General features: G+C 72.0%; 11 protein-coding genes and 2 pseudogenes. 6 read left to right on the forward strand and 7 right to left on the reverse strand.

Annotated elements, in window-relative coordinates; translation table 11 throughout:
* Positions 1–4 precede the first annotated feature (4 nt).
* Positions 5–169, reverse strand: a complete 165-nt coding sequence (mftA, locus tag ACFWBD_RS04325) for a mycofactocin precursor MftA (protein ID WP_385662429.1) — start codon at positions 167–169, stop codon at positions 5–7.
* A 194-nt stretch (positions 170–363) separates the two neighbouring features.
* Between mftA and mftG the strand changes: the two genes are divergently transcribed.
* Both mftG and ACFWBD_RS04335 read left to right on the forward strand, forming a co-directional pair.
* Complete coding sequence (mftG, locus tag ACFWBD_RS04330; protein WP_385662432.1) at positions 364–1944, forward strand: mycofactocin system GMC family oxidoreductase MftG; 1581 nt, start codon at positions 364–366, stop codon at positions 1942–1944.
* A gap of 76 nt (positions 1945–2020) precedes the next feature.
* On the forward strand, positions 2021–3136 hold the full coding sequence (locus ACFWBD_RS04335) for an enoyl-CoA hydratase/isomerase family protein (protein ID WP_385662435.1): 1116 nt from the start codon (positions 2021–2023) through the stop codon (positions 3134–3136).
* 270 nt (positions 3137–3406) lie between these two features.
* Here ACFWBD_RS04335 and ACFWBD_RS04340 read toward each other — a convergent pair whose 3' ends face one another.
* On the reverse strand, positions 3407–4231 hold the full coding sequence (locus ACFWBD_RS04340) for an SDR family oxidoreductase (RefSeq protein ID WP_385662438.1): 825 nt from the start codon (positions 4229–4231) through the stop codon (positions 3407–3409).
* A gap of 258 nt (positions 4232–4489) precedes the next feature.
* Between ACFWBD_RS04340 and ACFWBD_RS04345 the strand changes: the two genes are divergently transcribed.
* The 3 genes and pseudogenes from ACFWBD_RS04345 to ACFWBD_RS04355 all read left to right on the forward strand — a co-directional run bounded on the left by ACFWBD_RS04345 (position 4490) and on the right by ACFWBD_RS04355 (position 6010).
* Positions 4490–5221, forward strand: a complete 732-nt coding sequence (locus ACFWBD_RS04345; RefSeq protein WP_385662441.1) for a TetR/AcrR family transcriptional regulator — start codon at positions 4490–4492, stop codon at positions 5219–5221.
* Positions 5222–5559: 338 nt separating this feature from the next.
* Positions 5560–5622 (forward strand): annotated as a pseudogene (locus tag ACFWBD_RS04350) (glyoxalase); the annotation flags it as partial.
* 172 nt (positions 5623–5794) lie between these two features.
* Positions 5795–6010, forward strand: a complete 216-nt coding sequence (locus ACFWBD_RS04355; protein WP_385662904.1) for a hypothetical protein — start codon at positions 5795–5797, stop codon at positions 6008–6010.
* 51 nt (positions 6011–6061) lie between these two features.
* On the opposite strand, the pseudogene ACFWBD_RS04360 reads toward ACFWBD_RS04355, so the two are convergent.
* From ACFWBD_RS04360 to ACFWBD_RS04370, 3 genes and pseudogenes are all read right to left on the reverse strand, one after another.
* Positions 6062–6148 (reverse strand): annotated as a pseudogene (locus tag ACFWBD_RS04360) (cold shock domain-containing protein); the annotation flags it as partial.
* Positions 6149–6158: 10 nt separating this feature from the next.
* The gene (locus ACFWBD_RS04365; RefSeq protein WP_385662444.1) at positions 6159–6413 is read right to left on the reverse strand and encodes an ATP-binding protein; all 255 of its coding nucleotides are present in this window, start codon (positions 6411–6413) and stop codon (positions 6159–6161) included.
* Positions 6414–6610: 197 nt separating this feature from the next.
* The gene (locus ACFWBD_RS04370) at positions 6611–7648 is read right to left on the reverse strand and encodes a hypothetical protein (RefSeq protein ID WP_385662447.1); all 1038 of its coding nucleotides are present in this window, start codon (positions 7646–7648) and stop codon (positions 6611–6613) included.
* 526 nt (positions 7649–8174) lie between these two features.
* Here ACFWBD_RS04370 and ACFWBD_RS04375 point away from each other — a divergent pair.
* A complete protein-coding gene (locus ACFWBD_RS04375; RefSeq protein ID WP_385662450.1) occupies positions 8175–11561 on the forward strand; it encodes a right-handed parallel beta-helix repeat-containing protein in 3387 nt (1128 codons plus the stop codon).
* Between the two features lie 91 nt (positions 11562–11652).
* Here the strand turns inward: ACFWBD_RS04375 and ACFWBD_RS04380 are convergent, their stop codons facing one another.
* Positions 11653–12924, reverse strand: coding sequence for a type VII secretion system-associated protein (locus tag ACFWBD_RS04380; protein WP_385662453.1), 1272 nt, complete (start codon positions 12922–12924; stop codon positions 11653–11655).
* A 127-nt stretch (positions 12925–13051) separates the two neighbouring features.
* Entirely contained in the window at positions 13052–24121 is an 11070-nt protein-coding gene (locus tag ACFWBD_RS04385; protein ID WP_385662456.1) for a hypothetical protein, read from the reverse strand.
* Positions 24122–24133: the final 12 nt, after the last annotated feature.

Raw genomic sequence — 24133 nt, forward strand, 5'->3', positions numbered from 1 at the left:
GCGCCTAGTAGACGCCGCACATGCCGTCGATGGAGATCTCCTCCAGGAGATCCTCGGCCTCGATCAGCGACGGCGGGGCGACGGCGTCGCCGGACCCGGCCTCGGTGACGACCTGGGTGACGGCCTCGGTGACGGCCGTTTCGGACAGGGCGGTGCGGAGCTCGTCCATGCGACTCTCCCTGGGCGCCCACGGCGCCCGGTGTCGGAACTGAGGGGTTCGCGCCGCGACCACTGCGGTCCGCGCCGCCGGCTCGTCGAACGCGTCCGACGCTAGGTCACCGCAGCGCCCGGTACGCGGGCCGGTCCCGGCCACCGGGACGAGTCGCCGCGCGGGCCGGTCACCGCGTTTTGAATCACTTGCCCATGAGACGGACCGAGCAGGGGCACAGCCGGGTACGCCGTCCGGACGTCATCGTGGTGGGCGCCGGCGGCAGCGGCGCCGTCCTGGCGGCACGGCTCAGCGAGGACCCCGGCCGCACCGTGCTGGTGCTGGAGCAAGGGCCGGCGCCGCGTCACGCGTCGGCGTTCGCACCCGGGTTGCTGGACGCGCGGCTCGTCCCCGGCGCACAGCCCGGACACCCGGCCGTCCAGGCGTACGCCGTGCACCTGACTCCGACGCGTCCGTACACGGTCGTCCGGGGGCGCTGCCTCGGCGGCTCGACCACCGTCAACGGCGGGTACTTCGTCCGCGCCCGGCGGGACGACTTCGACCACTGGTCGGCCGTGGGCGGCGCGGCCTGGTCCTACGAGCGGGTGCTGCCCCTGCTCCGCGCCCTGGAGACCGACCTCGACCACGGTGCCGGCCCGCTGCACGGCGACCGCGGGCCGGTGCCCGTGCGCCGCACGGGGCTGAGCCACCCCGCCGCCGCCGCGTTCCGGGCGGCCGCACTCCGGCTGGGCTTTCCCGAGGAGCCCGACAAGAACGCCCAGGACCCGCCGGGATTCGGTCCGGTGCCGTCCAACGCCGTGGACGGAGTGCGCGTGAACACCGGCATGAGTCACCTGCTGGGCGCGTCCGGCCGTCCCAACCTCCGGGTGGAGGGGGACAGTACGGTCCTCAGGGTCCTGGTCACGCGCGGCCGCGCGACCGGCGTGGAGGTCGAGCGGCACGGCCTGCGCAGGGTGGTCCGCGGTGGCGAAGTCGTGCTCTGCGCGGGTGCGTTCCGCTCCCCTCACCTGCTGCAGTTGTCGGGGATCGGGCCCCGTCGCGACCTGGAGGCCCTCGGTGTCCCCGTCGTCCGGGACGCTCCCGCCGTCGGAGCCCGCTTCGGCGACCATCCCCAGGTGGCCCTGGAGTGGACGCCCCGACGACCGCTGCCGGCGCCCGCCGGCTCCTGGCTCGGCGGCGCCCTGCACCTGTCCTCGCCGGACGGGGACCACCCGGGCGACCTGGAGATACTCCAGTCCCTCGTGCCCATGGCCGGGCTCATCGGCGGACGGGTGCCCCCTCCCGGTCCCGACGCGCCCCTCGCGTTCCTCGTCTCCGTCCAGACCCCGCGGCTCAGCGGCCGGATGCGGACGCGTTCCGCCGACCCCGCGACACCTCCGCGCCTCGACTACGGCTATCTGTCGACGGCGCGGGACCGGCGGCGCATGCGCGAAGCGGTCCGTGTGACGGCGGAGTTGACCGCCACGCCCGCCTTCGGGGAGGTCTCCGACGGGCTCATCGAACCGGGGGCGCGGGTGCTGGACGACGACCGCCTGCTCGACCGGTGGATCCTCGGGCACCTCGGCACGTCCCACCACACGTGCGGCACGGTTCCCCTGGGGCCGGCCGACGATCCCCGGGCGGCCGTCGACCCTTGTGGAAGGGTGCACGGTGTCGGCGGTCTGCGGGTCGCGGACACGTCGATCCTGCCCGCGCCCCCGCTGCGGGGCCCGGCGGCCACCGCCGTCCTCGTCGGCGAACTCGTCGCCGACGCCATGCGACGCGGCCTGACGTGAACCGGGCCGGCACCGCACGGAACATCGTCGCGCGGAACGTCGTCGCACAGCTCACCGGGTCCCTCGGACCGGGCCGATGAGCGCGACGCCCGGCGACGACCCGACGTACGGCGACGAAGGACTGCTGCTCCGTTCCGACGGACGGGTGGGGAACGCCGTGCGGTGCCTGGTTCTCGACGACTGGCACGACGTGGCCGCTACCCGGGTCGAGGCCGAGGCCGCCCGGGTGGCCGACTCCCTGCCGCTGACCTTCGGCATCGCGACCCGGCAGCCGCCGGACCGGCTACGGCCGCTGCTGGCTGCGGTGACGCTGACCCTGGCGGCGCCCCAGGTCGACGCCGGGGCACGGGAGTTGGTGACCGTGCACGATCCGCTGGTCTCGTTCCACGAGCTCGCCCGGCTCGTCGAACATCGCCCGCGGGCGAGCCTGGCGCTGGGACAGTTGCTGCGGCAGACGCCACGGCTCGGCACCCTGCAGGGCCTGGCGGCCGAGGCGACGGCCTACTCGATGCTGCTCGGCGGGCCGGAGTTCGCGTCCTGGCTGGCCGGCCGCGGTACGCCCGGGGCCGCTCCGGAAGAGGGCCCACCGGTCCGCGTCCGGCGGGACGACGATCGGCTGACCGTCCTGCTCGACCGGCCGCACCGGCGCAACGCGTTCAGCTTCCGGATGCGCGAGGAACTGTTCGAGGCCCTGGAACTCGCCCTTCTCGACGGCACGGTCGAGCGGGTCGAACTGGCCGGTGCCGGGCCGGTGTTCTCCAGCGGCGGCGACCTGTCGGAGTTCGGGACGGCCACGGACCTCGTCGCGGCCTGTCTGGTACGGCTGGACCGGGCGCCCTGGCGGCTGATCGACCGGATGCGGGACCGGGTGACGGTCCGGGTGCAGGGCGCGGCGGTGGGCGCGGGTGTGGAGCTGGCCGCCTTCGCCGGACGCCTGGTCTGCGCACCGGGGGCGTTCTTCCGGCTGCCCGAGGTCGCGATGGGTCTGGTGCCCGGCGCCGGCGGCACGGTGAGCGTGCCTCGGCGGATCGGCCGGTGGCGGGCGGCGTGGATGATGCTGAGCGGCGCCCGGCTGGACGCCGTCACCGCCCGGCGGTGGGGACTGGTCGACGAGATCGCCGAGGTTGCCGAGGTCGAAGAGGTCACCGAGGTCGACGAGGTCGAAGACGTCGACGACGGCCGTCAGCGGTGAGCGGTGAGGTGCTCCCGCTCGGCGCCCTGCCGGGCCGGGCCCGCGCCGGCCCCCTGACCCACGGCACGGCAGAGCGCCCGGCCTGCATCGACCTCGAGCCGGGGGGGGGCCCCCCCCCCCCGGGCGCCCCCCCCCCCCCCCCCCCCGCCCCCCCCCCCCCCCCCCCCCCCCCCCCCCCCCCCCGACAAAACCCGCGCCCGCGCCCCCGCCCGGCCCCACTCCCCCCGCCGCGGCCCGCCCCCCGGGGCGGGGGGCCCACGCCACCCGGCGTCACTCGTCCCGCACCGCCGCGCACAGGCCGCCGTCGACGACGATGTCGACGCCGCTGACGAAGCTCGCCTCGTCCGACAGCAGGAACGCGGCTACGGCGGCGACCTCGTCGTACCGGCCGGTGCGGCCCAGCGGCGTGCGCTCGATGAGCTGCCGTACCGACTCGTGCCGCGCCACCTCAAGACGGGTCCCCGGGGTGTCGATGGCACCGGGCGACAGGGAGCACACACGGGCGCCCACCGGCCCGAGCCGCACCGCCTCGGCGCGGGCGAAACGGTGCACACCGTAGGTGGCCCACGGGTACGCCCACGAGAGATCCTCGACGGCCGGGCCGATCGCCTCGCGGATCCGGTCGAGGAATCCCTCCTGGAGCGGATCGTCCAGGACGGCCGCGACCGCCGGGTCGGGGTCGATGTGCGCGATCAGCGGGGACACCGAGGCGCAGTACACGAACGCCGTACCGGCGGTGGCCAACGGCCGGAGCGCCTCGGCGACCAGCGCGGTTCCGACGAAGTCGACCTCGAGGATCCGGCGCCAGCCGGCCTCCTCCGGCTCGACGCCGTCGGCGTGCGCGACCGCCCGGAGCGTGCCGAGCTCCCCGACCCGCCGGGCCAGCCGGGCAAGGGCCTCCGCGTCGGTGACATCCGCTTCGAACGGCTCGACGACGGCCCTCCCGCCCCGGCCGGACACGTCCTTCGCGACCGCGGCGGCCGCCGCCTCGTTCCGGTCGGCGAGCAACAGCACGTCCACCGTCTCGGCAAGACGCCGCGCGCACGCCTCCCCCGTCCCGCTGCCCGCGCCGGTGGCGATACCTACCGTGGTCATGCGTCACTCCTCACTGGGGACACCCGTCACAGGACGAGTGTCTCGCGGCCGACGGCGTCCGGAACCGCCCGGACCCGGTCGCGCCTCCGGGGACCGTGACCGGGGCACCCGGGTCCGCCCCTTTGACGTACCGTCTGGTCTAGCAAACCGAGCGATGCCCCGGAGCCCGCTTCCCCCGGATCTGCCGAAAAAGCCGTCCGACGTGGTCCCGGGGGTCGCCCTTGATCGACGTCGTCACGTCAAGCGGGGAGAGAAGCGATGCCACGACCGCCGGGCCATGGACCGGGTTTCGAGGTCAGACGCCAGAAGATCATCGACATCGCGGCGTCGCTGTTCGCCCAGCAGGGGTACGCGGCGACGTCCATCAACGACCTGGGCCGGGCGGTCGGCCTCGCCAAGGGAGCCCTGTACTACTACATCGGCTCCAAGGAGAACCTGCTCGTCGAGATCCAGGCGCGGGTGATGGGGCCGCTGCTCTCCCGCGCCCGCCAGATCGCGGACCTCGACACGGATCCCCTGCTGCGGCTGCGCCTGCTGTCCGAGTCGCTGCTCACCATCATCTTCCGCAGGCTCGACCACATCTGGGTCTACGAGCACGACTACCGCAGTCTGAGCGGCGCCGAGCTGAAGACCCTGCTGGGCCAGCGTTCCGACTTCGAACAGGTGATCTCGGGGCTGCTCGCGGAGGCCGTCGGACAGGGCACCTTCCGGGCGATGCCGCCGCGGCTGGCCACCCTGCAGTTCCTCAATCTGCACAACCACACTTATCAATGGGTGCGCACGGACGGGCAGTGGGACGCGGCGTTCCTGTCCCGTGAGTACTGCGCGACCCTGTTCCGCGGCTTCGGCGCACCCGACCACGCCCTGCCGAGACTCGAAGAACAGGCCGAGACCTTCAAGCGCGACCACCCGGAACTGCCGCTCGATCCCGAGGCCGGCTGGAGTTCCCCGCCCGCCACCGGACTCGGAGCCGAACCCGGATCCGCATGACGCACGGGTGACGCACGGGCCCGCGCGCCGTCACCGCGCAGCGGGCCCTCCGTCGGGCCGGGCTCGTCGTCGAACCGTCGGCCGCGCTCGAGGACTCAGCGGGAACTCCTGGCGTGGCTGGTCGGGCGGCCCTGCCCCGTCAGCGACCGCCAGGGCGAGGATCTCTTCCACGTCCGCTCCCGTCGGCACCGAGGTGACCCAAGCCAAGGCGGCTGCTGTTCGGGTAGCCGGCGAGGATCCACCGATGAGTTCCGCCGACCGGGCCGGTCTACCAGGACGTACGCCATCGAGACGCCGACTGGAGACCCGCCATGACGAATCCCGCACACCCCGGCCGCATGCTGTTCGTGAACATCCCCGTAGCCGACCTCGACCGCAGCAAGGCGTTCTTCGCCCATCTCGGGTTCGGTTTCAACCCGAACTTCACCGACGAGACCGCCGCCTGCATGCTGGTCGGCGAGAACGCCTTCGTCATGCTGCTCAGCCGTGAGAAGTTCGCGCAGTTCGCGAAACTGCCGATGGCCGATCCCACCACGCACACGCTGGCGCTGTACTGCTTCAGCGTGTCATCCCGTGACGAGGTCGATACGGTCAGCGCCCGCCGCACTCGCGGGGGGCGGCTCCGAGGCGGACGGCGCCGAGGACTACGGCTTCATGTACTCACGCAGCTTCTTCGACCTCGACGGCCACGGCTGGCAGGTCATGTGGATGGACCCGGCGGCGGCGGAGCAGGGCCCCGAGGCGTTCGCGGCCTCCACGCGGGACGCCGACGCAGACACCCCGGCCTGACCCGCCACCGCGCAAGGCACCCTGGCAGGATGCGAGCCTGCGACACCCGCCTCAGGCCGGCCGAGGCACTATCCTCACTGCCCGGTAGGCGTAGCCGTCTTGCTTGAAGCCAGGGGCTTCCCACTGGAGATCCACACGTAGCAGGGCCTCACGGTCCCCGGCCGCCCTCGTCCGTCAGCCGCGCCCGGCGCAGGCGCGGCTGCGTCTCATTGGTGTCGGACACTTCGCACGTCAGCACCGTGTCCAGGACCAGTCGCAGCCGAAACGGCCCATCCCCTCCGTAGCGGATGGCGTTGGTGACGAGCTCGCTGATGATCAGTTCGGCACTGAACGTGGTGTCCGGACCGAGGAACTCGCGTCTTCGGCACCGGTCCGCGGCCGTCGTGGTGACGCAGCCAAGCACTCACGCATCGACAGTCACGCAGTGAGACTCGCAGCAACGCCAAAGGGCCCTCACCGAATCGGTAAGGGCCCTCTGCGTTGCTGTTCAACCGCCGGGGTGGCGGGACGGTAACCCACGACCTCTTCGTCCCGAAAGCAAGGTGGGCGTGCTCGCCGCCGTGCGTGCCTGGCCTGGCGTGGCGTGGCTGTGCCGCGTGGCTACGCCGCGTCCTCGGTGAAGGCCTCCTCATCCATCATCGCGGCGCCGAACCCGCCCAGGATCTCCTCCATGTTCAGTTCGGTGGCGCCGGCCGGGGCCGTGGGCTTCTGGCCCTCGCTCATCCGCACCACCAGGCCCAGCTTCTTCACCTTCGCGTTCTCGGCCAGCTTGGCAAGGTCGACGGAGACCTGGGTCAGCTCGCCGTTCTTGAGCGTGAAGTCCGCCGTGACCTTGGCGTTCGGGGCGTCCTTGAGGTCCTCGTCCGTGGGCAGTTCCATGCCCGGCGGCAAGTTCTTCGCGAGCGGACGGATCTCGCCGAGGAACTTCGTGATCAGCGTACGGAACGGAGCGGTGGCGGTGATGTGCTCGGAACCGTCCTTGTCATCGGCGGTCTTGAAATCGACCTCGCGGGCGATGGTCTCGCGCAGCGCCTCCAGCAGCTGCTTCTGCGCCTTGGCGTCGAGGGTGGGATCCGGCGCGGGCGTCGCCCCGGGCTCCGCGCCCATCTCCGCGGCGGTCTGCTCCATCTCCTTGGTGTTGACCTTCACCCACTCGCCGTCAAGCACCTTCTTGAGCCCGCTCGCCTCCGGGGGCAGGTCCTTCATCGACGGCACGGGAAAGCCCATCGCCTTGCCGAGGGCGTTCACGTCGGAGCGGATATAGGTGTAGTCGCCGACGACCCGGTACTCGGTGAGGTCGCCGTCCTTGGTGCTGATCTTCAGCGCCATCCCCACGTAGTCCTTCTCTCCGGACTCCCCGATGGGCTTCTTCGACTGCACGGTGACACTGATCTTGGCGCCACTGAACAGGTCGGCGACCTCGTCGGGCAGTTCCTCGCCGGGCTCAGGATTCGTCGAGGCGTCCAGCGCCTTCAGACTCCGGGAGTCCGTGTCGAGATCGAGCTCGAAGGAGATCGACTTCTCGCTCGCGAGCTTCTCGAAGGCCGCGTCGAGCTTCTTACCGGCGGTGAGCTGCTCCACGGTGCCGCAGGCGGCCGAACCCGCCAGGACGGCGCCGGCAACTGCGGTGGCAGTCAAGGTCTTTCGTATGGCGGTGATGATGTTCTCCTCGTCAGTGCGATCACAACGTGATCACCGACGAAGACTCGCGACGTCAACAAATAGTTGTCCCCCACGTGAGCCTCGTCGACCGGGCGACGCGAGCCCACGAGTTCGGCCTGGCCTCCGTGAACCGGCTCGCCCGCTCCCGCATGCCGGGACCGCTTCCCCACAACGGGGGGCGTGCCCCACCGGGTTGCCGATGACGACCTGGAACCGGCCGCCCGCCTCGACGACGGTGATGACGCCCTTCGGGCCTCCACGGCGGCCTTGTCGGCGTGGGGCGGACCGACGAGGACGAAAGGCAGCCGGCCGACGCGGCCGTGTCTGTTGTCGTCCCCGTGACTGATCGGCTCCGGTCCCACTTTTCAAGGTCAGTTCTTACGCACACTTCTCTGTCTACGATCCAACGACCCGGCGCCGCCACCGGCCCGGGGATGTGAACCACAGTCGTCGGTGCTGCGTCGTCCGCGCACGCGCGTACGTGGCTCAGAGAGGTTGGACAGTGTCACGGCAGGTGCTCATGGTCTGCCCGGAACGCCCGGACGGCTACCGTACGATCGGCGAGGCCTTGGCGCAGGCGCGCACGGGCGCCGTGATCAGTGTGGCCCCCGGGCGCTATGCCGAGAACCTCAGCATCCGGACCAGGGTGACGATCGTCGCCGAGGGCGATCGGGACAGCGTCGAGATCTGCCCGCGCCACGGAAGCGCGGTGACCCTCATGGCGGAGGAGGTCATGCTCACCGGCCTCCTGCTGCGCGGCGGCGACGAGGACGTACCGGTGGTCGACGCGCCGCGCGGACAGGTCGCCATGGAGCGCTGCACGGTGGTCGGCTCCGGCTGGGCCGCCGTACTGGCCCGGATGTCGGGTTCGCTGGCCATACGGGGCTGCCGCGTCACCAATCCGGCGGGCGCCGGTGTGGTGGACATCGCGCCGGGCGGGAGTGTCGTCGAAGACTGCCAGATCGAGCATCTGGGGTCCTCGGCGATCGTTCTCGGCGAGCGCTCCCGCACCACCGTCCGGGGCTGCCGGATGCGGGACGCGCGGGGCAACGGCGTACTGGCCAACGGCGAGGCGCGGGGCTCGGTCGAGGACTGTGAGATCTCCGCCACCGACAAGCCCGGCATCGCCCTGGAGGGGCTCAGCCGCACCACGGTGCTCCGCACCGCCGTGCGGGACGTCAGCACCGGCGTCTACGTCACCTCGGCCGCGCGCAACGTCCTGGAGGATGTCACGGTCACCGGCACCTCGGAGGCCGGCATCGTGGTGTCCTCGGGCGGCGATCCCACGCTGCGCCGCTGCCGTACGGTCCGGACCGCCGCGGCCGGGCTCGTGGTCGACGAGCGGTCGCGGGGGACCTTCGAGGAGTGCGAGTTCCTGTCCGCGGCCGGGCCCGCGATCCGGGTGAGCGGTGGCGCGACGCCGGTGTTCGACCGGGCCGTGGTGCGCGACTGTGCCGACCGGAGGGCCGCCGTACTGATCACGGAGGACTCCGCCCCCGAGTTCGACCGGCTGGAGGTGGCGGACGCGGCAGGGGTCGCCGTGGCCGTGCGCTCGGGCGCCGACCCCCTGTTGCACCGGGCCCTGATCTCCTCCCCCGGCGGGCACGGCGTGGAGGTGGACGACGGGGGACGCGGCAGGCTGGAGGGCTGCCGGATCGAGGGCGCGAAGGGTTCCGCGGTGCTGATCGCCGAGGGCGGCAGCCTCTACCTCGGCGACGGCCGGCTGCACACGCCGGGTGAGGCGGGCGTGACCGTCGCGCCCGGCGGCCGGGTGACCGTACGGGACACCGCCGTCGAGGAGAGTTCGGGTTCCGGGATCGTCGTGTCCGAAGGAGCGGAACTGGCCGCGACCCGCTGCCGGATCACCGGCTCCGGAGCCCACGGGATCCTGCTGTCCCCGGGCGCCAGGGCCGTCATCGGGCAGTGCGAGACGTCCGGCGGTCTCGGCGACGGGATCAGGGTGGACACCGCGGAGGCGGTCTCCGTGACCGGCTGTACCGTGCGCGGCAACCGGGGCTCCGGGCTGCGCCAGACCCGCGCCGGCGAACGGCTCTCCGTCGAGGACCTGTCCAGCCTCGACAACGCCACCCCGGACGCCTGGGGCACGCAGGTCTCCGACGGAAGCGGCCGGGAGACACCGGCGGGCTCCGGCGCCGGAAGCGTGCCGGGCGGCGCTGCCAAGGGCGCCCCCGTCTCGGGGCCGATGGCCGAACTGGAGGCGCTGGTCGGCCTGGAGGGCGTCAAGCAGCAGGTCTCCACACTGGTCCACCTCAACCAGCTGGCCCAGCGGCGCGCGAAGCTGGGCATGCCGGTGCCGCCGATGAGCCGCCATCTCGTCTTCGCGGGCCCGCCCGGCACCGGCAAGACCACCGTGGCACGGCTCTACGGCGGCATCCTCGCCTCGCTCGGCGTGCTGCGCTCCGGTCACCTGGTCGAGGTCTCGCGGGCCGACCTGGTGGCCCAGGTCATCGGCGGTACGGCCATCAAGACGACGGAGGCGTTCAAGGAGGCGCTCGGCGGTGTGCTGTTCGTCGACGAGGCGTACACGCTCCTCTCCGACAGCAAGGGTTCCGGCGCCGACTTCGGCCGTGAGGCGATCGACACCCTGGTGAAGCTGATGGAGGACCACCGGGACGACGTCGTCGTGGTGGTCGCCGGGTACACCGCGGAGATGGAGGCGTTCCTGGCCGCGAACGCGGGTCTGGCCTCGCGTTTCACCCGCAGCATCGAGTTCGTCGACTACTCCGACACGGACATGGTCACCATCACGGAGAACATGTGCGCGGCCCACCGGTACGAGTTGCACCCGAGCACCCGGGAGACTCTCGCCCGGTTCTACCGGCGGATGCCTCGCGACGCCTCGTTCGGGAACGGCCGTGAGGCACGCCGGGTGTTCGAGGAGATGATCGACCGGCAGGCCGTACGGCTCGCGGCGATGGTGGATCCCGCGGAGAGCGATCTGGCGCTGCTGCTTCCCGCCGACGTCTGCGCGGACGAGTCCGGTACAGCACAGGACGCGGCGCCCGATCCGCAGACGCTGCTCGCGGGGCTGGACGCCATGGTGGGCCTGCACGCGGTCAAGCGGGAGGTCGGCGACCTGGTGAGCGTGCTGGCGGCGGCCCGGCAACGGGAGGCCGTCGGCCTCCCGGCCCCCAGGCTCAGCCATCATCTGGTCTTCGCGGGCCCGCCCGGCACCGGCAAGACCACCGTGGCCCGGCTCTACGCGGACCTGCTGCACTCCCTCGGTGTGCTGCCGCGCGGCCGGCTGGTCGAGGTGGCCCGCGCCGATCTGGTGGGCCGGTATGTCGGCCACACCGCCCAGTTGACCCGGGAGACCTTCGAACGGGCTCTGGGGGGTGTGCTGTTCATCGACGAGGCGTACACGCTGACGCCCGAGAACGCGCCCTCCGACTTCGGCAGGGAAGCGGTCGACACCCTGCTCAAGCTGATGGAGGACCACCGGGACGACGTGGTGGTCATCGTCGCCGGATACACCGAGGAGATGCGCCGCTTCCTCGCCTCCAACCCCGGGCTCGGCTCGCGGTTCTCCCGCCATGTGCGGTTCGAGGACTACACCACGGAGGAACTGGTCGTCATCGTCCGCACCCAGGCGTCCGACGCGGGCTACACCTGCGGACCCGAGACCGTCGAGGCCCTGCGCGGGCATCTCGCCGCCCTCCCCCGTGACCGCTCGTTCGGCAACGCCCGTACGGCACGTCAGCTGCTCCAGTCGATGACCACCAGTCAGGCCCGCAGGCTCGGCGCGATGACCGCGCCGGGGCTCGAGGACCTTCAGACGCTGCTGCCGGAGGATCTGCCGGAGGCCGAGGGGGAGTCGGCGGGCGGGGCGGTGCGATCACCGTCTGCCGGGGCGCAGTTCCCTGCCTGAGCCCTGCCGGGGCTGAAGCAGTCAGCACGATGAACGCCGTGGCCCCCTTCCCCGGGGGCCACGGCGTTCATCGTCCTCCACGCGGGGGCCGTCAGCGATCGGCGGTGGACATCAGCGCCGCCGCCGCGCTCTCGGCGAGCGTCGCGGTGACCGGCGCGGCGACGGGGGCGGGAGCGGGAGCGGGGGTGTCGGACGGCTCGGGGGTCTCGCCGGACCGGGTCCCGGTGTCGGGGGCCGCGGCCGAAGACGCCGGGTCGGGTCCGGACGCGGGCGTGGACCCGCTGGTGTCGACGCGGGTGGCCACGGCGATGACCTCCTCGGGCTCGGTCTCCGGCCTCTCGTCCGGCTCGATCTCCAGTCCCTCGTCCGGCACCGCGTCCAGCCTCCCGTCCGGCACCGCGTCCAGCCTCCCGTCCGGCAACGCGTCGAGCCTCCCCTCCGGCACCGCGTCCAGCCTCCCCTCCGGCACCGCGTCCAGCCTCCCCTCCGGCACCGCGTCCAGCCTCCCCTCCGGCACCGCGTCCGGCCTCCCGTCCGGCTTGTAGGCGGGCTCCTCCTCACCGGTCCCGGGAGCATCGGCCTCCTGCCGGGCGCGCTCGATCGCCCGCGCGAGGGCCGCCGGTTCCACGCACATGGACACCGAAGCGGAGGCGTTGAGATAGATCTGGTGGCCCTCGGGCAGCCGGTCGGCGAGGGCGGGCACGTCGTGGATCTCGTACGTCAGACGTCCCGCGTTCGACAGATGGGCCTCCGAGGTGAACGCGAGCACCACCGGGGTGCCGTCCGGGGCGATCGCCGCCACCGGTTCCCCGCCCGGCGTCACGAACACGGCGACCTCGGCCCCGGCCAGCAGTTCGGGCACCTCGTCGTCCTGGCCGTAGCCCGCGGCGGCGCGCTGTACGGCGGCGTCGACGGCGTCGGTCGGCCGCGGCCAGCCGCGGGCCGCCGGGGAGCGCACGTAGTCCGGGTTGTGCCGCCACTCGACGAGCTGTCCGAGGTCGTCCGCACGCCACTCCCCCACCACGGTCCACTCGGGTGGCGGCCAACCGCCTGTCCAGGCGGGGTCGGACAGCGCGAACCAGTGCCCGGGGGCCTCCTCGGCGGCCTCGACCACGTGACGCGGCGGCGTGGGCATCGCTGCGGCGATCCCGGGGTCGTCGCCGGTCCCGGGATCGCCCGGGGCCAGGTCATCGGGGGTGACCGGACGGCTGAGCACCGGCGGCCGGGTGTCCTGGGGTTCCTCGGACTCTTCGGCCGGGTCGGGGGACAGGTCCTCCGGGGCGAGGCCGAGCGGGGCGAGCAGCGCCGGGAGGCCGTCCCGCGGCACGGCAGCATCCTCGGCCGGTGCGGCATTGTTCGTCATCGACTGTGTCCTTACGGTGATCGTCTCGGTGGGGGTTCGTCGGTCGTTCGCAATCAGCCGGCTGAGGACCGGCACCGGAGGAAGGGGGTGCCGAGGTCGCGGGCCGCTCGGAAGCCAGGCAGGTCACTCACCAGTTGGGTCCGCGGGAGGGGATCACGGGCTCCTCGTCGGACCCTGTCGGCTCGTCGTCCCGCTGTGCCGGTGGTGCACCGAAGCGGTGGCCGGGAGGCATCGCGCCGGGATACCGCGTGTACACCACTCCCCCGGAAACCGGAGCGCCCGAACCCCCCTGAACCGGCCCCGGACCGTAGCCGTAGCCGTAGCCGTAGCCCGAAGGCACCCCAGCGGAGTAGCCCGTGTGCACCGGCACCCCGGCACCCCGACCGACCGAACCCCCCGGAACCGGACCGAGCCCGAAACCGGGACCGGGACCGGAACCGACTCCGGAACCAGGCGGCATCGCAGCCGAGTAGCCGGTGTACACCGTCCCCGCCGAAACCCGACCACCCGAACTCCCTGGAACCGGACCATGCCCGAAGCCGCCGCTTCCTGCCGCTCCCCACCCCGGATGGGGATAGGCACCCGCTGACGCCGACCACCCCTGATAGGTCGTCCCGGCCGGTGAGTAGCCGTGCGAGGGCACCTGGGGTGGCGAGAAGGCGAAGGTCGCGGGCGGCCCTGGCCAGTACTCGTCGGTGGAGGCGGGGTCACCGGTTCTGACCATCTGCACGGGCGCCACACCGGGCGTGGGCGGGTAGTCGTCATCGAAGGCCGCGCCCGGGGAGGGCAAGGGGAAGGCTTGGTTCGCCATGGTGGCGGCCTCCCGTGACAGGCGGTCGAGCCAGGTCCTGTCGGACGCCTCGGAAATGATCCGCCGCACCGCGTCACGAGTCTGCTGCAAGCCGTCCAGCTTCTTCCGGTGGCCGAAGACTCCCGACTTCGGCTTCCCCTCCCTTTTTTTCTGATTTTCGAGAAGTTGCGCAACGCTTGCATCCGTCTTTCGATGCTCGGCCTGGATCGACCGGACGGCAGCCAGCAGCCCACTCGGGCTCGAGGCGGCCTGCAAGACCCGCACATCGGACTCTGCTTGGCTCATCACCATTCCGTAGGCAGTGATGAGATTGAGATTGCCCTCATCTTCGCCCAGATGTCGAACGTAATCACCATGGCCCCTTCTGACCTTGTCCAGAAGGTCGCTCGCCAGCGACCCGTAGATCGTGGCCACGTCGATCGCCCCGCGCCCGGTGGAGATCGGCTTCACCTGGACTCTCACGAGGGTCGCCGAATTCGCGGTGAAGAGCGGTGTGTGATTGTCCTGACTGAGGATCTGCCATCCATCCGGACCACGCCACAAAAGGTTCGTGGCCTCCGGAATCACCCCCTCCACCGGACTCATGTACTGCTCGTGCCCGAACCATTCGATGGTTCGTTTCGTGCTGCGGAACCGCTCGGCGGCCGTCACGTTGCTAGCGCTGTTCGGCGACTGGTAGTGCCAGGCAGTGAAGTTGCCCGTCACTTCACCGTCGGTCACCACCAGGGCACAGCCGTTCATCGAGGGAGTGAACACGAAATCAGCACCGCCGAAGGCGCCACTCCCGAGGACCGGTATCTCGGCGTGACCGACATTCACCTCGGGATTCACCGTGGATCCCGTCTTATAGGGCACGAAGTGCGCCCTCACGTACGCTTCCGGCTCGCGCAGCGGAGGAACACGGAGTTTCCTGAGTATCCTCCGTAGTTCCGTGTCCATCTGCTGGAACGCCTCTGCGTATTTCTCCACCGCCGGAGTCAACAGGTACACCGGCTGACCACCTGTCGCGAACCGTCCCGGATCCCTTGTCAGTACGAACCAGTGCTGATCCTGCCCGCTCATCCAATTGACGAACTTGGCCACCTCGGAAGAGGGACTCGACAACCGTGCCTGTATTCCCTCGTCCAAGCGCAGGAGCAGCACATTGTTGTCGAGGAATTCTTTCGGTGCACCCGTGAAAGCCCTGACCGCTTCGTCCCCGGACAGTGCGCTCCAGTTCACTCCCGTCGAGTTCACACCCGCTGAGCCCGCCCCCACGGCTCCGTACGGCGCGTAGAGCGGTGCCTGTCCCCAGCCTGAGCTGTAGCCGCCGGATCCACTCGACATCGACGAGCCGGTCGCACCGCCACCGTGTGTGCCCGCCGTGCCCCCTGCCCCCGCGTGCGAAGTGCCGAACGTGGGGAACAGGTTCGGTCTACGGCCACCACGTCCCTTCCCGCTGCCGCCGGGCATGTAGCCGCGTTCGGCTCTGGGCCTGCCCTGAGCCAGTCGCCTGGAGAGTTCCTCGGCGTGATCCTCGTCGTCGTACGTCCGCAGGTCCAGGGCGACCGCGTAGACGGCCAGATGGCCCGGGTCCAGGGTGGAGAAGGAGGGTTCGGTCTCCGTTTCGAAAGGTGTCAGCTTCTGATGGGTGCGGACGATGTTGTGGGCCAGGGTGATGTCGTCCGGGGCCGGGGCGTCCTGTGACCACTGGACGGCGAGGCGCCTGCGCAGGGCTTCGAAACCGACGGCGGAGTCCCGGTCGGTCGCCTCGTGGGGCGCCGTCCGGTCCAGGGGGACGACGTCGACGGGCGCACCGCCCCTGTCCTCGTCGGCCCGTGCCGTTTCCACCTCCGTGCCGTCCTCTTCCTCCTCGGTCTCCTCCTCGGTCTCTTCTTCCCACTGCCCCTCGCGGATCGCCACTGTCTCGGCGGTGTCCGAGAGGGGGACTTCTTCCTTGTACCTGTCCTCGTCGAGGTCCTGGACCTCGTCGTCCTCCCGGGCCGGCCAGCCGACGGTGATGGTCGCCAGGCGGTGGGTCAGCGGGTCCTCGTACAGCTCCCTGGGGGTGTCGTCGTAGACGTTCTCGATCCTGAAGTCGTCGATCGTCAGCGGGTCGGCCGCCCCGCTCCCTAGTTCCGCCAGCCTGCGGGCCAGGGCCTGTTCCACCGCGGCCCCCGTGTTCACCGCCCGCAGTTCACCGGTCGCCGCCGCCGTGTCCCGCCCGTTGCCGCGGCCCGCCACCCGGATCACGGTCGGCTTGCCCCCCGGACGCCGCTCACGCAGGGCCCGTACGGCGATCCGGTCCACCAGATCCTCGATGTCCCGGCGGCCACGGTCCGACACCGTCTTGTCGCCCCTGCCGAACAGGATGCGCGTCGGCGTCTCGGCGAGTTCGTGACGGTCCCGTAGACCGGGCTCCCTCAGCGAAGTCCACTCGACGCCGTCGGGTCCCTCGTCGCCGAGGGTGACGATCGCGGTGCGGCGCTCGTGCGGGTCCATGCGGCGCCGGTCGGACGTGTCCTCGTAGCCGTAGAGGAGAGTGAGGTCGCCCGTGGTCAGCGGGCGGCGGACGTCTGTCTGAAGGGTCCGCAACTCGGCCGCCAGACAGGCCTCGAGGACCCGTGCGGTGTTCTTCGCCCTCAGCTTTCCCGTGTATCCGGCGTGGTCCGAGCTGTTGCCCCGGCCGCGCACCCGGATCGCCCGCGGTGTCCGTTCGGCGGCGTGGTCGCGCAGCGCCTCGCGTGCCAGCCGCCGGGCCAGCCCGCGCAGCGCCTCGTGCTCGCCGTCCGCCATCGTGCGCGAGCCCTTCGGGAAGCGGACGGTCAGGGGCTTCTTCTCGGGGGACGTGGATTCGGCGACGGATTCCTCCTCGGCCGCGGACGGCACCCGCTCCGCGGACGCGAACTCCTGCTCCTCGGCCTCGTGTTCCGTCTCGTCCGTGCCGTGGACGAGGGGTGGGAGCGGGGGCAGGCCCTTCGCGGCGTCTGCCGGGAGGCTCCTGGCACTGGAAGACGTCTGGTGCGTGACGAAGACGGTGCCACCGGAGACGTTCGCCACCATGGCGGCGGCCTTCAGGTCCGCCCGGCCCTGCTCCGACAACGCCGCGATCGTGCCCTCGGCGAGCATCTGGCGGTGGTCTCGCGGCACTGCCTGCGGGGTGAGTGCGGCGGGGGGCGTTGTGGACGAGCCGCGTGCCCTGACCGTGAAGGTCACTTCGTCGTCGCTGTCGTCCCTGTCGTCGGAGCTGTCCGTGGAGGCCGCCGGGTCCGAGTCCGTGCCGCCCGGGACGGAGGCGCCGGCCCCGGTCGGGACGGCCGGCCCGACATGGACCTGCCCGCCGGACACCGTGGAGACGCTTCCCGTCGGGAGCGGAGGCGGCAGCTGGCCCGGTACCGGGGGGCCCGTCGGGGCGCGGTCGACCTGGTTCTCGCTCTCGTCGGTGAGCCAGCCGCTGTGCGCCCAGCGTTCCACCTCGAAGGGGTCCATGGCCACGCCGTGCTCGGAGCCGTCGACCTCGCCGAGACCGTAGGTGGCGGTCTGCTCGACGGCGGCCCTGGTGAAGGTCAGGGGGCCGGTGAGGAAGGCGCCGCCGGAGGCCAGTTCCTCCGCGTTCCAGGTGAGGATGTCGTCGTCGATCGCGTCGATGACGCGCCGGAAGAACGACGACTCGGGCACGGTCGACATCAGGGCGTTGCCGAACCGCCCATGGGTCATGGCGTAGGACGCGACGTCCACCATGCCCATCTCTTCGGGACGCAGCCGCAGTTCCTGGGCGAACTCCGCGCGCTGTTCCCGGAAACTCGCCTGGTCGCGGAACATGGGGCCGATGAGCGGGATGTCGGAGCGGCCCATCTTGCGCGGCTGTGAGAAGAGGTCCACCGTGCCGGGTTCGAGGTCGACGTCCGCGTAGGTGCCGCCTTCGTACAGCATGATGCCGAGCCGCGTCGCGTCCGAGGCGACCGGGAACGCCGTGGGGGTCGTGCGCGCCCGGTCGTAGATGGTGCGGAGCTTCTTCAGCCGCCGGTTGACGAGGGTGAAGCCGTCGTCGCCGTCGGTGGGCGGCCGGTCGGGCGGGAACAGGTCACGCACCGAGCGGAACCTGATGCCGGCCTCTGCGAAGGCCTGACCTGTCTCGGTGCTCCAGGTGCTCAGCGACGGCTTCTCCGCGCTGTCGCCTCCCATGGTGACCGGGGTGGTGTCCGTCCACATCTGCACGGTCCAGCCGTGTGTGCGGGCGGTCTCGGCCCAGGCCAGCACGTTGGCGACGGCCGCGGGAGACAGCGGGCGGCCCACCCAGAAGAAGTTGACGGTCCTGGGCGGGGACTTCATCCCGGCCCCGTCCGAGGCGTACCCGAGTTCCCGGGTGACCCATTCCTTGAGTTCCCGGGCCTCGTCCTGGAACCGTGTGCCCTCCAGCCGGGCGGCCCGCTTCTTCAGCCGGTCCCGCACGATACGGACGGCGCTCAGCCGGGAGGACCTCCCCAGTTCGGCGACCCGCCTCCTCACGCTCTCGATCTGCGCCTCGGTCAGCGGGCCGTTCCAGCGCACCAGGTCACCGACGGGGGTGTCGGCCGGCGGGGGCTCGTCCCGCAGCGGGGGCAGATCGGGGTAGAGGTGGCGGACGGCTTCGTACTTCTCGTTCTCCTCACGGGTCGCGTCGACCGGGTTGGCGGGGCCCGTACGCAGGAGCGTGGGATCGGTGCCGTAGAGGCGTTCCAGGAGGTCCCGCAGGGGGCCCTCGTGGGCGCGCACATGGCCGACGCCGTTGTTGCGGGCGCGTCCGGTGGCCGCGTCGGTTCCCGTGTTGACGCCGAAGTAGGCGTTGCTGAGCTGGGCGAAGTACTCGTAGGGGTCGGTCGCCGAGTAGTTGTCGGTGACGCGGCCGTGCAGGTCGCGGCGTATGCCGTCCGGCCACTGGGTGTCGGGGCCCCGCGCGGTCTTGTTCCGGAACGCCTGGTCGATCGCCTCACGGTCCGCGTCGGAGAGCCCGTACCTGTGGACGACGTGCGCCAGCTCGTGCGCGGCCGTCGAATATCCGTCGGCGTACTCGCTGTTCGGCAACGCGGAGGTCTCGCCGAGGAGGTTCTCCTCACTGATCGCGGTGGCCTTCCCCGATGTGCCGCGTACGTCGTCCCAGACCCGGCCGCCGGAGAGCGCACGCCCGGACAGGGCCGTGAACGGCGCGACGTCGGTCAGAGGGACGTCCTTCGGGATCACGGTGACGCGCGCGCCGCTGGTCAGGATCCGCTCGGTGGTCTCCGGGTCCCGCAGCAGCGCGGCGAACAGACGGTGCGCCTCGCGGCGTGCGGAGACCGGCTGGTCCACGCCGGGCGCCACGTCGACCATGAGGAGCGCGGCGGTCCGCGCGAACTCCCGCCGGCTCAGCGAGTTCCGCAGATCGTGGACCAGTCGGTGGTCCGTGGCGATCCAGGCCCGCTCGTCGTCGGTCATGCCGAGCAGTGCCGCCCGTCGCCCGGCGGGCGTCATCACCGCCAGGGGCAGGGCCAGGACACGTGGGTGCCCGAGTGGCCGGACCGGGGTGGGCGCGCTGACGGGCGACGCCACGTGGTGCCGGCCGGTGGTGGCGAACGTGGTGCCGCCGGACACGGGTGGCGGGGCGGGCAGCGCCCGGTCACCGGACGGCCGTCCGAGCCGCGAACGGCCCTGCGCGGGCGGGCCCGGCCGGGGCGTGTTCTCCGGCGGGGGCTGGTTGGCCGCGAGCGTCCGGGACAGTTCCTCGACGACGCCGACGTCGTTCGGGTTGCGGACCAGGGCGGCCGCGACGGCGTACACCGCGCGGTGGGAGAGCGGCAGGTCCCCGAACTCGGGATCCGGCTCCCCGTGGAATCCCGTGACCCGCTGATGGGTGCGGACGACGGTGACGGCGATCTGCAGGGCCGCCTCGCGCCGGGGGTTGACCGACCCCGCCAGATAGGCCCACTCGTCGTGCAGGACCTCCGCAGCGAGTTCCTCCTGGGCCGGGTTGAGCGGCGGGCTGTAGTCGACCGTGATCCGTACGGTGTTCGCAGGCCGGGGCTGTGCGGTCCTGGAGGGTGCCGTCTCCTGCGACCTGTGCCGGGCCGGGGCGCCCGTCTCGATGCGGAAGTCGTCGGCGGTGACCGGGTGTCTGCGGTACGCGGGCAGTTTGTCCCGCAGGACCTCGGCGAGCCGGTCGCGGACATAGCGTTCGGCGGACTGCTCACGTACCGCGCCCTCGTCCCTCGTGCCGGTGCCGGGCAGCACGAACCGGGCTCGTCGGGCGGGCTCCGTGTCGATGCTGAGCACGGGCAGCGGCCTTCCCGCCGCCATGCTGATCAGCGCCTGTTCCGCGGCCAGTTCGACCACGGTGTCCAGCTCCCGTGCCTGGTCCGCCCCGATGACGGTCACGCGTCCGGGGAAGGTGAGTACGACGGGTTCGGGCCGGAACGAGGTCCTGCGCGTCCTGGCGGCGTCGCGGCGCCTGCGGGCGGTGGCACCGGCTCCCAGCACCGAACCGGGCGGCGGGGGCGGCCCCTGGTCGGTGGCGGCGGCGGGATCGGCTGTGGCGCGTGTCCGGGTGACCATCCGGCCGAGCCGGTCGGCGGCCTCCGGTGAGAGGTCGTTCAGACGGGCGAGCAGGTTGTCGCTGGCTCCCTTGTCGCGCAGCATGGCGGTGAGCGCGGCCGGTTCGGGGCGCGCGGGCGGTTCGGGGCGCGCGGGCGAGGCCCAGGGGGCCGTGGGGGGCAGGCCGTCCACCGGGCTGTCACCGGTCAGGAGGTTGTCGGTGATCATCACGGGTGACGGGACCGGGACAGCCCCGCCGACCGGGTTCATCGCCGAGTAGTGATTGCCTCCCTCGTAGAACACGTGCAGGGAGCGTGCGGCGGACGGGTTCAGCGGGTTGGCGAAGGCGAGGTCGTCCATGCCCTCGACGGGCTGCACCGGCGTGATGTTCAGATCCAGCGCCAGGGCGGTGAGCTGCGGCACCTGGTCGTAGAACGGGGTCGTCCACATGTCGACGTTGCGCACCGCGCTCTCGGCGACAGCGCTCGGGGTGAGCGCCTGCAGGTCCCGCAGCCGGGGGAACATGCGCTGGAGGCCCGGGTACGAGCTGATCAGCGACGTGTAGAGGGCCTGGCTGCGCGGAGTGACCGTGGCGAGTTCACGAGCCGCCTGCTCACGCAGGGTCGTCAGCCGCAGGTCCGCGACGAGTCTCCGGCGGTCCGCCGGACGGATCTGTGTGGGGTCCGGCGTGAAGTCGGGCAGCAGGGCGGCGGCCATACCCGCCGTGAAGTCACCGATGACCGACCGGTCGACGGGGTCGGGGAACCTGCGCAGCAGCTCCCGCACGAACTGCGGCCGGCTCAGGTCGCGGTCGATCGCGGCCAGCTGTCCGGAAGTGGGCCGGGGAGCCGTGCGCTTGAGGAGGTCTTCCAGCCGCGCGAGCCCGAGGTCGTCGATGACCACCCGGACGGGAGAGGGGCCGGAGTCGAGTTCCGCGCGCCGCGCCACCGCGGCCGCGCTGTTCCCGGCGAGCCAGTCGCCCACGTGGTCGCGCAACCGCCGTACGGTCAGGCCGGCCAGCGGCGAACCCGGCAGCTGGCGGGACAGGCCCGCGAGCGTCGAGGTCATGAAGCACTCGCCGTCCGGTTCCACCCGCAGTACCTCGAACGGGCGGTCGTCGACGTCGACGTTGCGGAACACCTCGCGGGGAAGGTGGCCCGGCAGTGAGGTGTCCGGCCCGCGTGGGGTGGCACTCGCGGGCGCACTCTGGTCACGACGCGCCGAGTTGGGGCCGCGGGACCCCATGGGCTGCCGGGGCCGGGTCCGGCCGCCGGTCGCCGCGTCTGTCGATGTACCGGTGCCGGTGGCAGGCATGGAGGAGGCGGTCGAGACGGCCGGGTGCTGTCCTGTGCCGGTCCGCGAGGACTCCGCGGACCGGTCCGGCTGCGAGGAGTCGGTCGGCGCGGTGCCCGGCTGGTTCGCGGTGGATCCGGGTGGGACGGGGAGACGACCGGAGCGCTGCTGCGCCGAATCCGTCGAGGTCGAGGTCGAGGCGGTCGTCGACGTGGTGGCGGTGGGGACCGTGGGGACGGCCGCCGGTGCCGGGTACGTCGCGGTCGTCGTGGTCGTGGTGCTCGTCGCGGTCCGCCGGGCGGGCTCGACGGACCCGGTGCCGCCGGATCCCGACGCCGAGCGGGGGCCCCGGGGGCCGAACACGCGCGAGGTGTCGGACGTGCCCTCGCCCGGCGGTCCGGGCCTCCCCCTGCCGGAGCCACCGGGCAGATAGCCGCGTTCCGCCCTCGGCCGCCCTTGGGCGAGCCGCCGGGAGAGCGCCTCGGCCTGATCGATGTCGTCGTGCGCGCTCAGGTCAAGGGCGACCGCGTAGACGGCCAGATGGCCCGGGTCCAGGTCGGTGAAGGAGGGCCGCTCGGCGGGTTCGAAATCCGTCGGCTTCTGGTGCGTACGGACGATGTTGTGGGCCGTGGTGATGTCGTCCGGAGTCGGCGCGCTCGCCGCCCAGGCAGCGGCAAGTTCTTCGCGCAGGGTGGCCCACTCCGGCTGCGCGGAGGTGTCGGCGGCGGGCGACCCGGTGGTCGGGCGGCCCGACGTAGATGATCCGGTGGCCGTGGCGGGCCGTGCCGTCTCGGCCACGGACGGCACGGAACGGTCCTCCGCGCGGCTCTTCTGCGAGGTCGCGGAGGTAGCGGAGGTCTCCGCGGTCCGCGCGGACTCGGCGGCGGAGGAACGGGTGTCGGTGGCCGGGGAGGATGTCGTGGCCGGGCGGTTCGCCTCGGCGGGCGGGGTGCCTGTGGTCCGAGCCGCTTCCGGGGCCGCCGCGGTACGGCCGTGGGGGGAGGCCGCGTCGGCGCGGTTCGCCTCGGACCCCGGCGTGTTCATGGCCCGGTTGGGGTCGGCCGTGGCGGAATTGCCGGTCGTGGAAGGGGCGTTGGTGCCGGTCGGGGCGCCCGGGGAGGTCGTGGTCGTCGGCAACGCGGTCGTGCCGGGCGCCGTGACGTCCTCGGTCGTCGGCTCCGCAGCGAAGTCGGGGCGGTCGGTGCCCAGGATCTCGTCGGGCACGGCGCGCTCCGTGACGGGCCGGGTGCCCGAGCCTCCTGTCGTACGGGGGGCCTGCGCCGACTCGGTGTCCGTCACACCGGTGCGGCCGGCGCCGGTCCCGGTGGTGGGGGCCGTCACGCCGGGTGCGCCGATCCGGTCGAGCACGTCCAGGGCGTTGACGCCGGCGCCCAGGGCCGGGCGGGTCCTGCCGTTCCCGGTGGGGGCGGTGGTGGTGCCGCCCGTCGTGGAGGAGGTGCCACGTGAGCTGGTGGGGATCGCTGCGCCGGTCACGCCTGCCGTGTTCTTCGCCTGGAGTGCCGAGCCGTCGTAAGCCTCGCGGACGTTCCCCACTCCATGGGTCACGCCCTCGCCCAACAGATCCGACGTCTGCTCGCTGACGGCCGATGTCCAGAACGTCGTCGCGAACGCGCTCCACGAGAACGGCGTCCCGAAGAACGCCATCGCCAGCAGCGCCTCCGGTACCGCCTCCGTCAGACCGTCCGCCACGAACTCCGACGCCCGCCGCGGCGACGACGCCAGCCAATCTCCCGACGACTGCGGCGAATTGCCCGTGGTACCGCCGCCACCCGGAAGATCCCGCCCCGACTTCGACGTCACATCACCGGACAGGTCCTTGAACAGCCCCCGGCTCTCGCTCTTGGCGAACAGCCCGTTGAAACGGTCCGCGAAGCTGCGCAGGGGGCCCGACAGCCAGCCCGCCGCACCGCCGAAGGCGGCGCTCTGCCACACCGCCCGCCAGTCCACCCCCGACGGCCGCATGTCCGGATCGTTGAACGCCATCAGCCCCAGCCGCACCACCAGCGTCTGGAAAGCCTCCTCCAACGCCTCGCTCAGACTCGGCATCAGGTGCGTCCGCCGCAGGAACAGATCCAGCACCGTCAGGAAAGCCGCCGAACTCCGCGCCTTCGCCCCCGCCGCCTGGCCCGCCGCCGCCGGATTGATCCACGCCGTCGCCGCCAGAATCGTCAGCTCGATCAGCAACCGGATCAGCTCGGCGACGATCTGCCACTTGCTCTCCTGGATGTTCAACGACTGATCACGATGACCCGCCGCCACACTCCGCAGGCTCCGCTCGTACTCCCGCAGGTAGTTCGTCCCCCCGTCCGCCCCCGTCAGTACCGACATCGCCCGCACGTACTCACGGCCCGCGTCACCCGGCAACGAGTCACCGATGTGCGCCACCGAGTAACCGATGTCCTGCTCCAGCTCCCGCATCCGACGCCCGAACTCGGCCAGCTCCTGGCTGGAGACCCGCGCCCCCGTCTCACTCGCCTGCGGGAACCCCGTACCGATCAACGCGATCAGAACACCGTTCATCGCCTCCGAAACTCTCAGATCACCCATGGTTCACTTCCT

The organism is Streptomyces sp. NPDC060002 (genome assembly GCF_042737245.1).
Lineage (GTDB): Bacteria > Actinomycetota > Actinomycetes > Streptomycetales > Streptomycetaceae > Streptomyces.